The organism is Flavobacterium chilense, assembly GCF_001602525.1.
Lineage (GTDB): Bacteria > Bacteroidota > Bacteroidia > Flavobacteriales > Flavobacteriaceae > Flavobacterium > Flavobacterium chilense.
The window spans coordinates 346,232-359,689 of the sequence record NZ_LSYT01000001.1 but is presented as its reverse complement, the minus strand read 5'-3'; the positions used below and the strand labels follow the sequence as shown (position 1 = coordinate 359,689).

17 protein-coding genes are annotated in these 13,458 nt (G+C 34.9%); 9 read left to right on the top strand and 8 right to left on the bottom strand.

The window, feature by feature from the left end; genetic code table 11:
• Window positions 1-176: 176 nt before the first annotated feature.
• Genes A4F88_RS01410 through A4F88_RS01375 form a run of 8 tightly spaced genes read right to left on the bottom strand, consistent with a single transcriptional unit; the run spans window position 177 to window position 5,746 of the window.
• Window positions 177-983, bottom strand: coding sequence for a PRTRC system ThiF family protein (locus A4F88_RS01410; RefSeq protein ID WP_068840753.1), 807 nt, complete (start codon window positions 981-983; stop codon window positions 177-179).
• Window positions 980-1,705: a PRTRC system protein B gene (locus tag A4F88_RS01405; RefSeq protein WP_068840752.1), complete on the bottom strand. Its 726-nt coding sequence runs from the start codon at window positions 1,703-1,705 to the stop codon at window positions 980-982. Before A4F88_RS01405 ends, A4F88_RS01410 begins: the two co-directional genes overlap by 4 nt.
• Window positions 1,702-2,877 carry a hypothetical protein gene (locus A4F88_RS01400; RefSeq protein WP_068840751.1) on the bottom strand — a complete coding sequence of 392 codons (1,176 nt, stop codon included), beginning with the start codon at window positions 2,875-2,877 and terminating at the stop codon, window positions 1,702-1,704. The genes A4F88_RS01405 and A4F88_RS01400 overlap by 4 nt, the downstream gene beginning before the upstream one ends.
• An 18-nt stretch (window positions 2,878-2,895) precedes the next feature.
• On the bottom strand, window positions 2,896-3,114 hold the full coding sequence (locus A4F88_RS01395; protein WP_068840750.1) for a PRTRC system protein C: 219 nt from the start codon (window positions 3,112-3,114) through the stop codon (window positions 2,896-2,898).
• Window positions 3,115-3,131: 17 nt separating this feature from the next.
• Window positions 3,132-3,761 carry a PRTRC system protein E gene (locus A4F88_RS01390; protein ID WP_068840749.1) on the bottom strand — a complete coding sequence of 210 codons (630 nt, stop codon included), beginning with the start codon at window positions 3,759-3,761 and terminating at the stop codon, window positions 3,132-3,134.
• A gap of 41 nt (window positions 3,762-3,802) precedes the next feature.
• Window positions 3,803-4,198, bottom strand: coding sequence for a hypothetical protein (locus A4F88_RS01385; protein ID WP_068840748.1), 396 nt, complete (start codon window positions 4,196-4,198; stop codon window positions 3,803-3,805).
• 53 nt (window positions 4,199-4,251) lie between these two features.
• Window positions 4,252-5,325, bottom strand: a complete 1,074-nt coding sequence (locus A4F88_RS01380) for a DUF932 domain-containing protein (RefSeq protein ID WP_068840747.1) — start codon at window positions 5,323-5,325, stop codon at window positions 4,252-4,254.
• A 43-nt stretch (window positions 5,326-5,368) separates the two neighbouring features.
• A complete protein-coding gene (locus tag A4F88_RS01375; protein WP_068840746.1) occupies window positions 5,369-5,746 on the bottom strand; it encodes a single-stranded DNA-binding protein in 378 nt (125 codons plus the stop codon).
• Between the two features lie 14 nt (window positions 5,747-5,760).
• Here A4F88_RS01375 and A4F88_RS01370 point away from each other — a divergent pair, with 14 nt between their 5' ends.
• The 9 genes from A4F88_RS01370 (at window position 5,761) to A4F88_RS01335 (ending at window position 13,324) form a co-directional block, all read left to right on the top strand.
• Window positions 5,761-6,090 carry a hypothetical protein gene (locus A4F88_RS01370; protein ID WP_068840745.1) on the top strand — a complete coding sequence of 110 codons (330 nt, stop codon included), beginning with the start codon at window positions 5,761-5,763 and terminating at the stop codon, window positions 6,088-6,090.
• An 82-nt stretch (window positions 6,091-6,172) separates the two neighbouring features.
• Window positions 6,173-6,445 carry a DNA-binding protein gene (locus A4F88_RS01365; RefSeq protein WP_245178996.1) on the top strand — a complete coding sequence of 91 codons (273 nt, stop codon included), beginning with the start codon at window positions 6,173-6,175 and terminating at the stop codon, window positions 6,443-6,445.
• Entirely contained in the window at window positions 6,442-6,738 is a 297-nt protein-coding gene (locus tag A4F88_RS01360) for a hypothetical protein (protein ID WP_068840744.1), read from the top strand. The genes A4F88_RS01365 and A4F88_RS01360 overlap by 4 nt, the downstream gene beginning before the upstream one ends.
• A 451-nt stretch (window positions 6,739-7,189) precedes the next feature.
• Complete coding sequence (locus tag A4F88_RS01355; protein ID WP_143154994.1) at window positions 7,190-7,696, top strand: hypothetical protein; 507 nt, start codon at window positions 7,190-7,192, stop codon at window positions 7,694-7,696.
• A gap of 174 nt (window positions 7,697-7,870) precedes the next feature.
• Window positions 7,871-8,314 (top strand): hypothetical protein, encoded by a 444-nt coding sequence (locus A4F88_RS01350; RefSeq protein WP_068840742.1) that lies wholly within the window; start codon window positions 7,871-7,873, stop codon window positions 8,312-8,314.
• A gap of 277 nt (window positions 8,315-8,591) precedes the next feature.
• The gene (locus A4F88_RS01345; protein WP_162268775.1) at window positions 8,592-9,224 is read left to right on the top strand and encodes a hypothetical protein; all 633 of its coding nucleotides are present in this window, start codon (window positions 8,592-8,594) and stop codon (window positions 9,222-9,224) included.
• Window positions 9,225-9,444: 220 nt separating this feature from the next.
• Entirely contained in the window at window positions 9,445-10,287 is an 843-nt protein-coding gene (locus A4F88_RS01340) for a hypothetical protein (RefSeq protein ID WP_068840740.1), read from the top strand.
• A 672-nt stretch (window positions 10,288-10,959) separates the two neighbouring features.
• The gene (locus A4F88_RS25100; protein WP_073075417.1) at window positions 10,960-11,205 is read left to right on the top strand and encodes a hypothetical protein; all 246 of its coding nucleotides are present in this window, start codon (window positions 10,960-10,962) and stop codon (window positions 11,203-11,205) included.
• 19 nt (window positions 11,206-11,224) lie between these two features.
• Window positions 11,225-13,324 carry a hypothetical protein gene (locus A4F88_RS01335; protein ID WP_068840739.1) on the top strand — a complete coding sequence of 700 codons (2,100 nt, stop codon included), beginning with the start codon at window positions 11,225-11,227 and terminating at the stop codon, window positions 13,322-13,324.
• Window positions 13,325-13,458: the final 134 nt, after the last annotated feature.

The following is a 13,458-nucleotide window of genomic DNA, read 5'->3' as shown; positions in this document are numbered from 1 at the left end:
AAAATGTATTTTTAGGGATGTGTGTCCCTAACAAAACACACACAACCGCTTTGGTAAAATGTCAATAGAAGGACTACGGAAAGGTACATTTTACCAATGTGGATGTCCCTATTTTATGCAAAAAGACTGTCCCGACCATCGGAAGGGTCTGTCTTTTTGCCGCCGAAAATTGGTTTTCAGGCTATTTTTATGGGCTGTGAGCGAAAATCCTTGAGGTTAAGAAAAAAGCCCCTGTACTGGGTCACTCCGTTGCGAAACAAACCCCAAAGCAATGAGCATCCCATCTGCGCCAAAGAGGAGTTAATGAACAAATCCTGTTTTTCCAATGCTTCGGACAAACTACAGCTTGGCGTATCGTCCTGTTCTTCGGACTGTTGTAGCAGTTCTGCAAATTCATCGGTAACCATTGGCAGGCTTGCCACCGTTTGGTACTTCTCTGAACTGGGCTGCTTTATCTCTGTTACAGTAGAAAGCAGTACCTGCCCTGTGTGCTGGCTGTTGCCGAAGTCAAGCCAATACTTTGGCGTATCGCTGTAATTTCTGCAGGCAGTCATATCTTTCAGAATTTCAGCCACCCCAAACCTTGCCTGCACGTTGTCCACACAAGTAATAGTAATAATTGCCTTTGCATTTTCAGGCAGTCTGCCAAATTTGTCTTTTTCAAATTTTACCGTTTCGGCTTTCCAATTTGTCCCTGACCAGCGGTTTGCACGATTGATTAAAGAAACGGATTTGTACAATCCTGTTTCGCTCTGCGCAAAACGCTGTCTGCCTAAATTGGCACTCGTGATACTATCATCATCCCAAAGGCGGACTTGCAGACCTGCGTGTCCGAGTTCAATTAAGCTGTGGTTCATTTCCATTAGGGCGGTTAATACTTTTGAGCCTGTACCGCCTGCTCCGATAAGGTTTACGCTTATCGGATTGGTAGGATTAATCAAATAGTTGTCCATAAAATGGACTTTTGTTTTTTCGGTGTTCATCTCAGTAGATTTTTAAGTGTGCTGTTATTGGGTTTTAATACTTCTTTCGGAAAGGATCTATCTGTATCAATTAGGTCTTGCCACAGGTTTACACAATTTCCATTTATCGGATTGTAGTTTCCCAATAAATGACTGAAATAGCTGTTGAAAAAATAACTTTCCCAAGCGCAGATAAATTCCTCTACTGAAGCCGAATTTTGAATATCAATATTTACCGTTCCCATACACACACTGCCGTTTTCATAGATGTTGAAAAAAGGTGCATAATGCAATGGCGTTTTTTCTGTGGGTCTTCTCTGGCTAAGCAAAGCAAAAACAGAAAGGCTATTTTTATTGGCAGACCAGACCATTGGAGGTACTTGAGCCTTGCCGTTAGCAATGCCCAAACCATTAACAAAATACATCTGCCTTTGTTGTGCTTTGGTGTACCAAATCACCGTGCCTTTTTCGCTCGGGTTGATATGCAGAATGCTTGTCGGCAAGATTCCCTTTGGCTTTAAAAAAGCGATGCTTTTTTCTTCATCTGTATGCAAAGCCTTCGCTAATACACTGGCTTCCTTTACCGTTAATGGGTGTGCATTTATCGGATTTCCGTATTTGTCCATGTCAAAATGTTCTACATACATATCACTTTGCATTGCTTTGGTTTCATAAAAGACCAATGCGGATTTCGGGTGGTATAATGTTCCGAAATTCTCGGTTATATCGTTTAAATAGTTCATTTTGATTCAGTTTTATATTCATATAGTAAACCGCATAAATCATTCAATAGCGCAAACAGGCGGTTCTCAAAATCAAGGCTTCCCAATGTTACTTGACTTCCATCAAAGGATTTGCTAATGATGGGTTCTTCCATTGTTCCGTACTCATTAAATTCATTGTTGATACTCTCGCAAAGGCTTTCATAGAGCCAGCCTTTGGTATCGGCTATAAAGGAGATGTACTTTTCCATTGCGATGGTTTCATTATCAAAGTCATCATTATCGGGATCTTCTTCGGAAATGGGAGCGTTTCGAAAAATGCCTGCTGTGGGATATTCCGTAAAAAGCGCAAAGACATTGCACGCCATCTCCCTGCATTCCTGGTCAAAGGCATCAGGGCTTTTGAAGTTTTTTAAACGTTGTTCAAAAAGCAGTAAATTGATACGGTTGAATAGTTTCTGTTCTATCATATCGCCAACCTGTTCGGCTTGCCTTAACTCACTTTTACAGCTTTCGGTTTCGTCCGTTTCATCGTCTTGTTCTAACCAGTCTTCCATCATTTCATAAATACTGTACAAATAGGTATTTTCCTGCCTGTAATACGGAATATCGGCTATATGGTACAGATAACTGCAAACCGAAATAAATAACTGTGCTGTCTTTTTCCGCTTTGGGTCGTGGAGCATTTTAAAGAGCGGAACTATGGGAATAAAATACAGGGTGGTTCTTGTATTGTATCGCTCCTCACTTATAAAGAAGGTTTTTTTGCTGTCCTGTACCAATTTAAAACCATCCCAATTGGTATGGGTACGTTTTAATTTGGTTTCCATATCCCACATCGCCAAAGCCAAATTATAGGGATAACTGTAAACCTGTGTCTGCATTGGTTCAATATCGTAATGCTTTGCAAGTTTGCAAAGGGACTTGTAAAAATCCCTCTGCATTTTTGCCGTTTTCTTACAAGCTCGTACAGATTGCTCCATTTTCAGTTTGGGCAGAAAACTACACTTTAGAAAACCATTGGCAACATGGCTGTCGGTACGGATTTCTGTTTGTCTTTGCGCACCTCGTTTGCATCTTTGGGTCTCTGCATCCAATTGGCGAACCCGCTGAGCTGTCGGTGCAACTGCTGTTGTCGTTTCTGCTTGGGTAGTCTGATAACTCCCGATATGATGTTGTGTTGCATAATTCATCGTTTTACTATTTTTTGTTTAACCTTTCGTACCCATTACACTTTCAAATTTGTACTCTATGGCTTCGTCTTTTATCTGCGGTGCAGATACTTTTGCCGTTGTCAAAATCGGGTACGTACTGGCGTAAAAATTCATTACGGCTTCCAAGTTCCAACGTGGTTCGGGGTCTGTCAGTCTGATGTCCTGTCCTTTGTCTCTGATTATAAACACTCGTTCTAATTGCGTTGCTAATAACATAGTTTCTGATTTTGGTGTTAATACTCCTGCTGGTTCTCGTTTTCCAATTCCATTTCCTGTTCTGTTTCCTTTGCTGAGTAATCGGGATACAGTCCCTCTATAGACGGTTCGGGTTTTGCTTCTTCCATTCCCCCGAAAAGGCTCGGTGCAGAAAACTTGTCAGACAATGCTGTTTTACGTCTGCGTATCTCATCAGCCTTGTCGGGAAACTCTGCCATCTCGGGAACTTTCATCCATGCTTCACGGAATCTGCCTTCTTTTTCAAGTTCGTCCGCCTTTGCCATTGCGTCCTTAAACTTCTTGTCTTTGGCTTCCTGTTCTTTCTTAGGCCTGTCTTGTTTTTCTTTCTCCATTGCGGATTGCTTTTTGGCTTCTTCCACTTGCTTCATAAAGCCTTCCATGTCTACCATCAAGCCTGAAGCAGTCTGTATAGGCGTGGTTATCTTCTCAAAAAAACCGTTGTCAAGTTCTTCGGCTGTTCCCCGAAGATTAAGGGGCGGTATGATATTCTTTGCAGTATCTGCGCACCCATCATTTTGGAGCATTATCGATACTATAATTTTATTTTCTGTCCCCTTTGCTATTGTCAGTTGTAGATTACCTGTAAAATTCAACTGTGCTATCTGATTGAAAAAATTTGTGTTCATCCTTGTAAGATTTTAAAGTGTTGTTTAATCATTTTTTAAGACTATCTGCGGTCAACGAATGACTCAATTTTTAATCCTGCCTTTCTGTTTTCCCAATAAACATATTCAAGGGCTCTTTTCTTGATTCTGAACTTTGCACCGTTTACGTTCCAACGCACCTTTATCCTGCGGATAGTTGATGGTGTTCTGAATGCATCATAGGTAATTCCCGTAATTTCTTTTTCTTTTTCTACTTTGACCACCTTGATATATACTCCCTTGTGCTCTACATGGGGATAGTGTGTAGACAGTAATAGATTATTGTTTCTGTCAAAAATTTCAAAGCGTACAAAATCTTTGTCATTCAATATAATACTGAACAGTTCTAATAAGTTAAAATTCCAATTTAACAGTAGGCGTTCCTCGTAATTTTTGTATGTTATAATTCCTATATTCATAGCTGTTGTTTTTATAGGCTACCACCATTTAAGGCAGTAGCCTTGTGGTTATTTTAATTTAGATGCAGGATTTCAGCTCCATCCGTTGCAAATGAGGTACATAGTTCAAAAGCCTTTTGGGACTTTAACTGTGCCGTACCCCCCAATACAATACTCTGTAGTTTGGCTTCATTATTTTTGTAACTGCGTACATTCTGATAGTAGCCAGTCACAGCGTTGTATGCACCAAATAAAGTACCTTTTGTGGTCTCCATCTGCTGTGTTTCGCTTATCATCGCATAGGAAAAAGCATCATCAACGGTATTTTTGAACACGGTAGAAATTTCATCTTCCGCACCTTTTCGGATTAGGTCAAGGGTTTCCTTGTTCGGGCAGAGTGCCAATTCAATAAGCTTTCTTATCTCTCGGTCTGTTACCTTTACCTTTGCCCACTCATTAAAAATGCCCTCTAATTGACTGCTGAGTGTGTTTGCCAAGCCCATAATCTTGTGGGCATTCTCGATACGCTGTTTTGCCCCCGAAGTATGTTTGATGCGAACTACATTGGTCATCGAACGTAGTGAAGCATTAAGGGTGTTTTGACAGACAATTCGGATAGGTGTAAATGCAGCTGTGATGCTTCCACTGCCATCATGCGAAGTGGTAAGGAAAATGTAACGCTCTGTTACATCATCTCCATTGCCTACACGGATATAATCGGGCAGTTTGGCTGTTATAAATATGCGTTCTCCATTGCCTAATGCTCCTGCGGTTTCATAGAGAATTCCCTCGTCACCGCCTACAATGGCATCGAAAAAATTGAAGGCTTCACGGTTCTGCACGATATGATAGTCTTTGCCTACCACGCCTAATACTGCATTGTTATCGGTACGGATATTGGCAAAATAGTTGGGTACTTCCAATTCGTTGTTGCCTATCTCAATACTGTCAGAAGTTTGTATAATGCCCGAACCTTTAGTGTATAGCGGGCTTTTAGTAACTTCATAATCCAATCCTGCGTGTTTGATTGCCTGCTCGCTTGTTGGGTACTCTGAAACAATTTGCCCCAAACCGTGCCACGCTTTTTCTTTTACGCTAAAAAATGAATAACGTCCTGTTGTGCTGTTGAAATTGATATTATGTGCCATGATAAAATGATTTAAAATTGATAATTGATTGAATACTTCTTGATTAAAAAGGGAGGTCGTTCTCCGGCTTGTCATTACTTGTTGACGTGGTAGCCTGTGCCGTTTCCGATTTTTTACCGCCCCCGTGCAGTTTGATCTGTGAGGTGTTGAAATTAAGTCCTGCCCGTGCTTCTCCGTTACTGCCTGTCCACGCCCGTGCACTTACCCTGCCTGTGAGTTCCACAAGGGAACCCTTAGTGAGTATCTTGGCAACCTTGGAGCTAATCCAGTAAGCGCAGTCAAAATACGTTGTCAGCTCTACTTGTTCGCCCGCTTTGTTTCGGTAGCTGTCGTTGATGGCTACTGAGAAATTCACTACCTGTTTACTGTTTGACACGTTGCGTACCTGCGCATCTGATGTCACTCTTCCAATAATGTTCATAATCGTTTTTTTTAGTGTTCTACAGTCTTTTTTTTCTTCATCCGCCTGCCTCAAAAAATATTTATCCAAAAGAAAAAACGGAAAAAAAGAAAGCAACAAAAAGGTATGGACATTGCGGAAGGCCAAAAGGAAACGGAATAATTGGAGGGGTACCCTTTAGGGGAGGAAACCGTTTATGCCGTAGTCTTTTGGCGGGGGATGCGGCTGGTGTCCATAATACCTTAGCTGCCTTTTTATCCTTTTTCGTATTGGAAAGTGTTCTGGTATGTGGTTTCTATTTTTATTCTGCGCATCAATACATCAATAACAAAACACTGGTGCAGGTGACTCAGCCGGACAAATAGTTCCATGAAAAGACACTGCTGGAAGTTGTGGTAAGTTCTGATGTACTTTTAAATTCTAATAATCAGATTAAAAAAGAGGCAGATGATGAATGATAGTGTAACAAAGGATGACTTGAGGCAATTTGGATTGCTTCTGTTAAATGATATTCGTAAGATAATAGACGAAAGTCAAACGAGTGAGAAAGAATCTTTGGATCCTGAATGGCTCAAAAGCCGGGTGGTAAGAAAATTGATGGATATGTCTGCGGGCTCACTGCAAAATTTGAGAGTGACAGGAAAAGTAAGGTTTAAGAAAGTATTGGGTTCCTATTATTATAATAAGACCGACCTAAGAAAGCTGTTTGGCGAAGAATGAAAATCATGGACTTAGGAGAATTATTGGATTATTTGACTGTCATTGAGAATGACAGCAGACTGAATGTCTGGCATTTTGCCCTATTGAGTGCTATTCTGTATTTAGGATATCGTCAAGGACAAAAAAAATCTATAAGTGTTAGCAGAAGCAAAATTATGGCGTTATCACATATCCATACTTTACCCACATATCACAAGTATTTTAAGCAATTGCAAGAAATGGGATATATCAGATATGTACCATCTTATCATCCTGGTTATAGAAGTAAAATTGATTTACTGATAAAACTATAAAATTGCGTTTGTAATATGTCCAAAATTACTAAAAGATAATTTGTGTTCCGGATAAAGGGACAGGATCCCCAGTTGCAAAAGGAGCTAAAAAAGCAACAGTAAATGTCCATGAAAACCCGAAATAGGCAAATGACTTTATTTTATCCGAAACTTGTAAAAGGATTCACAGTTATGCGACGCACCTGCTTGAAAGCGGAACTGATTTACGGTATATACAAGAACTATTAAGTGATAACAGCAGCAAAACAACGAAATACCCACCAATTTAAATATAAAAAAACTTACAATAAATTAAAAGTGCGTTTGAATATTTGTAAAAATTTATTTATACATTCGTATCCCCATTTTTCGTGCATTTTTCACACATATCTAACCCTATGAGATGACTTTGTGTGATTCTATCACACATATAAGTAAGTAACCTGTAATGTCGAATCACGAAACCTCTAAAATGAAACAAATCCTAAAATATCTAGTTCTGGTCGTTTTTTTTTCCTGCAATTCTCATGAACAAAAAAATACGGAAAATAAAGAAAAAAGAATAACAGAAGTTAAGTCCGCTAAAAAATGGCTTATTGAATCGATTGAAACATATTTTAAAAATGATAATTCAGAAATGGCATCAATAACTACAAAACGTTATGCAGAATATAAATCAGACGCTATGAATATCGAGTTTGACGTAGATGGAAATCTAATTGAAAAGTATTTTGAAAAAAAATGGAAAAATCATTATGATACAAAACTTGCCGGTTTTCATTCAGGTTTCCTCATTTCGGGTCAAGACTGGATAAATCCGACTGTTACAAAATGTGATTTTAAAAACAAGACTGAAAATTGTTTAGTATTTAAAACTACTATTTCAGATGACGGTTATAAAGTGAAATACATCAGAGAAATTAAAATTATAAAAGAAAACGGTCACTTCAAAATAGATGATGTTATTGACCTAAATTGACAAGACACTGAAAGTAAATGCTGTAGCGGATTTGGGCAATTGGCTTAATGGGAAGTTGGTTTTGCATTGGGAGATTTGGCAAATCCGAATAATAAGCTTAATTTATTCACAAACCCGCTTTAGTAGCAGAACATTGGCAGTAATGTTGCCGCCGAAACTTAAAAAACGAATAAAATGAAACTAAATATAAAAAAAGATATAGACGAATTAATAATGTTTAATATTTATAGTTTTAGAAAAGCAATAAAATCAATAAAAGTAACTAATACAGAGAAGTTTATTGATGACTTGCTGAATAGACCAAGTTTACTTTTAAGTTGTTTAAGTAGAGGATTTGATTTAGATGACCACGAAAAAATAGAATTAAATTGTTTATTAACTTGCAATATTCCACTTGAATTTTCTGCTAAAATTGATAATCATGGTGTAAATTGTTGGTTATTGGGTGAAAATATAAATGGGGAATCATTGGGGAATCTTGGAAATGAAAAACAAGAACTTATTGAATTATTAGAAAGCTTAAGATTGCCAAAAGAAATAGTTATTAAAACTTTTGAATTAAACCAAAAAATTGGAAAATCTGAAAGTAAGTTTACATATACAACTAAAAATTATTAAAGAAACACTACAGCCAACAGCTACAACAGATTTGGTTAATTGGCTTAATGGAAAGTTTGTTTTGTATTTGGGATGATTTGGCTAACCCGAAAATAGGACTTAATATAGTTCCAAACCCTCTGTTGTACCAAGACGTAATGCTGTGAAAAACCTCTTTAAATTTAGAGAGTATTCGGAGGGCTACATGAGAAAAATCTCAAATATGAAATTCTCAAGAGATCAATTTTAGTTTCTTCACAGACTGATGTTGAGTGACATTTTACCAAAAAACCGAAAAATGACAACAAAATTTACTGATAAACTTGACGAATTTAACGTGAAATATTGTTTTAATGAGCAAGATTACGAATTGCCAAAATTGAAATATATTATTGTAGGCGATAATCCAGGGAAAACTGAATATAAGGAAAACAAATTTTTCATCGGTACATCAGGACAGAAATTAAGAAAGCACTTCAGGATAAATGAATTAATAAATGATTTTGACATTGAATGTGCTGTTTTTAACAAAACGTTTATTCACACTATTAAAACTGAAGAATTACAAACTATTAGAAGAGAAATTGGAATAGATTTTTTTGATAATATTCAAATTCATTGCGCAAAAGAAATTTCAAGAATTGCAAATGACTATGATATTCCGATTTTGATTTTTGGCAAAAGTAAAATTGGAACAAATTTACTTTTTGATAGTTTTTGGAAAGCGATAAATGAATTTACTGATAAAAAGGAAAATATTTTAGTTTTTAATCATCCTTCTTATAATCATTTCTTCGATGAGTGGGACATATATAAAAGAGATTTAAAAATAAATTCTTCAAAAGAGTTGCTTATAGAAATAGGAACTATTAATTCACAGAAAATACGATTATCAAATGTGAAAAGACAACAGAAAATTGAAGTTGTATAAGTGATGTTTGAATAGTAGAAACTTAAAAAAATGAATCGATTAAAGTAGAACTAAATAAAAAAAACTCTTTAAATTTAGAGAGTATCTGGAGGGCTACCTGAGAAAAATATCAAATATGAAATTCTCAAGAGGTCAATTTTAGTTTTTTTCACAGCCTGACGTTAGGTGCTATTATTGAGTTACATCGGAGTAGACAAAAACAATTATCAAAAGACTAATGATGAACGAACAAAAATATAGAGAAAGCAAAATTGTCGAAACCTTATGGAGTATGAGTAGCGACTTTTCTGAATTATCCTTTATGGAAGAATATTCCTCAGACGAAGCTAAGCAGGAAGAAAACTATATTTATAAAGAGATGGAACTTGAAGGCAACTTTGAACACAAAGCAAAAACTGTTTATAAACTAATCATCGCATATTTAGAAACATCAAATCTTAAAGAATATTTAGCTGACTTTAAAACCGAATTTGCAACATTATTTACAGATAAAAGGGAAGATTTGTTTGATAAAGGTTTAGATAATGGTTCTGGTGAAATGTATAGTAAAACAGTAAGCAAACTTTGGCATTTTTTAAGTCCATTTGAATTCAGCCAACAAAGTTACATCGACAAATTACTTAAACAAACAGGAGTTACTTATCTTGAACGTATATTACGTAACACACAAGTAATTATCAATGAAACAAATGTAAAACCGACAAGTGAGCCACAGGTTTATAATGCGGCTAAGTTCGTTGTTAAATCTGTTTTTCCTTCTGCACTTGAACCAACATCAGGTTTTTTTAAATCATTTAAAAACTACAACCCAGACATACTTATACCTGAAATCCACACAGCTGTTGAATATAAATATGCAGACACCAAAACAAAATTAAAAGCTCAAATAGACCAAGTTGTAGCAGATACAAAAGGTTATACAGGCGACACGAATTATGAAATATTTTATGCCGTTTTTTACGTAATAGATGACTTTTGGGGTATCGACAAATTTGAAACGGTATGGAAAGAAATGGAGTTTCCGAAAAATTGGAAAGGAATATATATAATTGGAAAAAAATAACGGCACCCAACCGCCGTTTGACTATATGGCACTATTCTGTATTTAGGATATCGTCAAGGACAGAAAAACTATAAATGTTAGCAGAAGCAGAATTATGGCGTTATCACATATCCATACTTTACCCGCATACCACAAGTATTTTAAGCAATTGTAAGAAATGGGATATATAAGATATGTGCCATCTTATCATCCTTGTTATAGAAGTAAAATTGATTTACTAATAAAACTATAAAATTGCGTTTGTAATATGTCGAAAATCACTAAAAGATAATTTGTCTTCTGGATAAAGGGATAGGATCCCCCAATTGCAGAATGAGCTAAAAAACAACAATAAATGTCAATACAAACCCGAAATAGGCAAATGACTTTATTTTATCCGAAACTTGTCAAAGGATTCACAGTTATGCGACGCACCTGTTTGAAAGTGCCATTTATTTACGGCATATACAGAAACTATCAAGTGATGACAGCAGCAAAACAACGAAATACGCACCAATTTGAGTATACAAAACTTACAATAAATTAAAAGGGTGTTTGAATATTTGTAAAAATTTATTTATACATTCGTACTCCAATTTTTCTTCTATTTGTCACACATATAAGTAAGTTATGCGACATTTTGTGAAAAACGAAATCTCCAAAAAAAATAAAATTCAACTAAAAAAATAAAAAATGCCAAACTGTTATTGTGAATATTGCGGAACTAAAAGTTCAAGTATTTCGAGTTTAACTGCAAATTCATGTCATCGCCATCCACTTGGAAACGGAAAACATAAACTTTATGAAGGAAGCGAAAAATCTCAATATAGCTGTAAATATTGCGGTACTTCATCTTCAACTATCTCAAGTCTAACAGGAAATTCTTGTCATCGACATCCAAATGGGACTAATAAGGGAAAACATGCGCCAACATTGTAGAAAAAAATGATTAAAATTCATGAAGACAAATAGAGAAATAATAATAGCAGAGATAAATAATCGTGTCAACCATGATGGAGAATGTTATTTTGTGAATGATGGAAGTGGATCAGATTCATTTACAACTAATCATTTAAATAAAATTAGACGCCTTTACGACATAACAAAAGACACTGAAATTCTTTATTGCTACAAAGTTGAATTTTCCACAGAAGGAGATTTCTTTACTTCAGCAAGAAATTATATTTATAGTGTACTAATATTAGAAGATGGAATTCATTTTAGAAAAATAATAGAAACTACAGGTTGGGACAAAAAACCAGATTTTTTAGAATATATTTCTTGGGATAATATTGATGACATAGACTTGTGGTATAATGTCGATAAAGACACTCAAGAAAAAGAATATTTTATTAAAATTTACAATAAAAACAACAATGATTTTTTAGAAGTTCCTACTGAACTTTTTGGTTACTTCATGGAAGATGGAGACCAAAACGGAAATCTTATAATCGAAATGATATTAACTATCAAAGAAAAAATTAATATTCTTATTGATGAAAACGATAATCTTTTTGATGAATTGTGGAAAGAAATCTGTGATGCGTATGAACAAACAGATGTGAATCATAAACATTGTTTAGAACTAATAAAAAGTTTTATTAATATTTACAACTATGATGAATTAAAGATGCATTCTTTAGCTCATTTTTACACTATTTTATATTGGAATAGTTATTCACTTCAAGAATTAGGAAATCAAAAAGAAGCATTGAAAATCTTAAATCAAAAAATGGTTGATTTTGAATATTCTGATGAACTTCGATATCAATATACGTTGATATATGGAGCGAGAGCGGATTTAAGAAATGGTTTAAACGATTTATATGGAGCTTTACAAGATTACCAAATAGCTTTAAATTATTCAGACGACGATGAACTACAACATATTATATTTGATGAATTAGAAAAGACTTATTCTTTATATAAAGATTCTTTTTTGAATTTGAAGTATGATGAAAGAAAAATTTTGTTGATAAATCAAGAAATAAAGCCGAGTTTATCATCCGACTTAATGACATTGAAAAAATCTAATTTACCAGAGAACATAAAATTCCCAATTAGTCATCCTAAAATACAAGAAGTTTATATAGCTCATCCATATATTAAGGAATCTTATTTGCCTTTTTCTACTTTCGAAGAATCTTTATTTAATGATAGATTTGAAGAATTCTCTTATTTTATTCAGTGTTTAGGTGCTAAATCAATGACTATTAGAGTTGTAAAGGAAAACGAATTGACAAGTTCATATAATTCCTCAAAAAACATAGACGCTAAAATATCCGCAATGAAAATTAAAGCTGATGGATCTATGGATTTGAGTAATAATACAGATTCAAATGAAGTTTCAGGTTCTAGAAGAACCAGAACTCAAAAATTCAATCCTATTAAAAAACCATATATTCCAAAAAATTTATTATGGTATCCACACGAAACTTCTTGGCATAGGCTATACCAACAACGAATAAATGGAAATATATTACATCATCATGATTTTATGAGTTCAAAAAATTCTTATTCAATTAGTGATAATGAAAAGTCGAGAGTAAAAGTAGCATTTGAAAATTTCTATATTGGTGCGGAAGTAGAGATTAATAGGTTAGTTGAGCATAATTTTAGTCAAAGCGAAACAATAGAATGGCAAATAGAGATTGAGTTTGAATCAATAGAGAATTTATTAGAAAATAACATTGAGCAATTACATTTCAAAGCAATTGATAACGATTCTACATCTTTAAGTAATTACGAAAAAGAATATTTAGAAGAAGTGAAATTCATGTTTGAAGATGATGGAATAATTGATGAAAAAGAAAGAAGAGTTTTAAATAGATTGAAAGACAAATTAAAAATTTCTGATGAAAAAGCTGATTATTTAGAAAATCAATTTTTAGCATCAACTACATATTCAGAAAACGAAAAAGAATATATTGAAGAATATAAAGAATTTTTAAATGATGGAGAAATAACTGAAAAAGAAAGAAGGACTTTAAATAGATTTGCTACAAGATTAGACTTAACTCCCGAAAGAGTAGCCGAACTTGAAAATAGTTTAACGTAAAAAACGTCGCACAACACACTCTACAAGCGTTTTGGGCAATTGGCTTAATTTAAAAATGGTTTTGTATTTGTGATGATTTGGCAAATACGAATAATGGGCATAATTTAGTCCCAAACCCGCTGTATCGCGAGAAT

What these genes read in the sequence shown, in the direction of transcription:
- A4F88_RS01405 (WP_068840752.1), bottom strand. Translation starts at nt 1,705, where the DNA reads ATGAACTATTTAAACGATATAACCGAGAATTTCGGAACATTATACCAC.
- A4F88_RS01340 (WP_068840740.1), top strand. Translation starts at nt 9,445, where the DNA reads ATGAACGAACAAAAATATAGAGAAAGCAAAATTGTCGAAACCTTATGG.
- A4F88_RS01385 (WP_068840748.1), bottom strand. Translation starts at nt 4,198, where the DNA reads ATGAATATAGGAATTATAACATACAAAAATTACGAGGAACGCCTACTG.
- A4F88_RS01355 (WP_143154994.1), top strand. Translation starts at nt 7,190, where the DNA reads ATGAAACAAATCCTAAAATATCTAGTTCTGGTCGTTTTTTTTTCCTGC.
- A4F88_RS01365 (WP_245178996.1), top strand. Translation starts at nt 6,173, where the DNA reads ATGATGAATGATAGTGTAACAAAGGATGACTTGAGGCAATTTGGATTG.
- A4F88_RS01410 (WP_068840753.1), bottom strand. Translation starts at nt 983, where the DNA reads ATGAACACCGAAAAAACAAAAGTCCATTTTATGGACAACTATTTGATT.
- A4F88_RS01400 (WP_068840751.1), bottom strand. Translation starts at nt 2,877, where the DNA reads ATGAATTATGCAACACAACATCATATCGGGAGTTATCAGACTACCCAA.
- A4F88_RS01360 (WP_068840744.1), top strand. Translation starts at nt 6,442, where the DNA reads ATGAAAATCATGGACTTAGGAGAATTATTGGATTATTTGACTGTCATT.
- A4F88_RS01335 (WP_068840739.1), top strand. Translation starts at nt 11,225, where the DNA reads ATGAAGACAAATAGAGAAATAATAATAGCAGAGATAAATAATCGTGTC.
- A4F88_RS01380 (WP_068840747.1), bottom strand. Translation starts at nt 5,325, where the DNA reads ATGGCACATAATATCAATTTCAACAGCACAACAGGACGTTATTCATTT.
- A4F88_RS01395 (WP_068840750.1), bottom strand. Translation starts at nt 3,114, where the DNA reads ATGTTATTAGCAACGCAATTAGAACGAGTGTTTATAATCAGAGACAAA.
- A4F88_RS25100 (WP_073075417.1), top strand. Translation starts at nt 10,960, where the DNA reads ATGCCAAACTGTTATTGTGAATATTGCGGAACTAAAAGTTCAAGTATT.
- A4F88_RS01350 (WP_068840742.1), top strand. Translation starts at nt 7,871, where the DNA reads ATGAAACTAAATATAAAAAAAGATATAGACGAATTAATAATGTTTAAT.
- A4F88_RS01390 (WP_068840749.1), bottom strand. Translation starts at nt 3,761, where the DNA reads ATGAACACAAATTTTTTCAATCAGATAGCACAGTTGAATTTTACAGGT.
- A4F88_RS01375 (WP_068840746.1), bottom strand. Translation starts at nt 5,746, where the DNA reads ATGAACATTATTGGAAGAGTGACATCAGATGCGCAGGTACGCAACGTG.
- A4F88_RS01345 (WP_162268775.1), top strand. Translation starts at nt 8,592, where the DNA reads ATGACAACAAAATTTACTGATAAACTTGACGAATTTAACGTGAAATAT.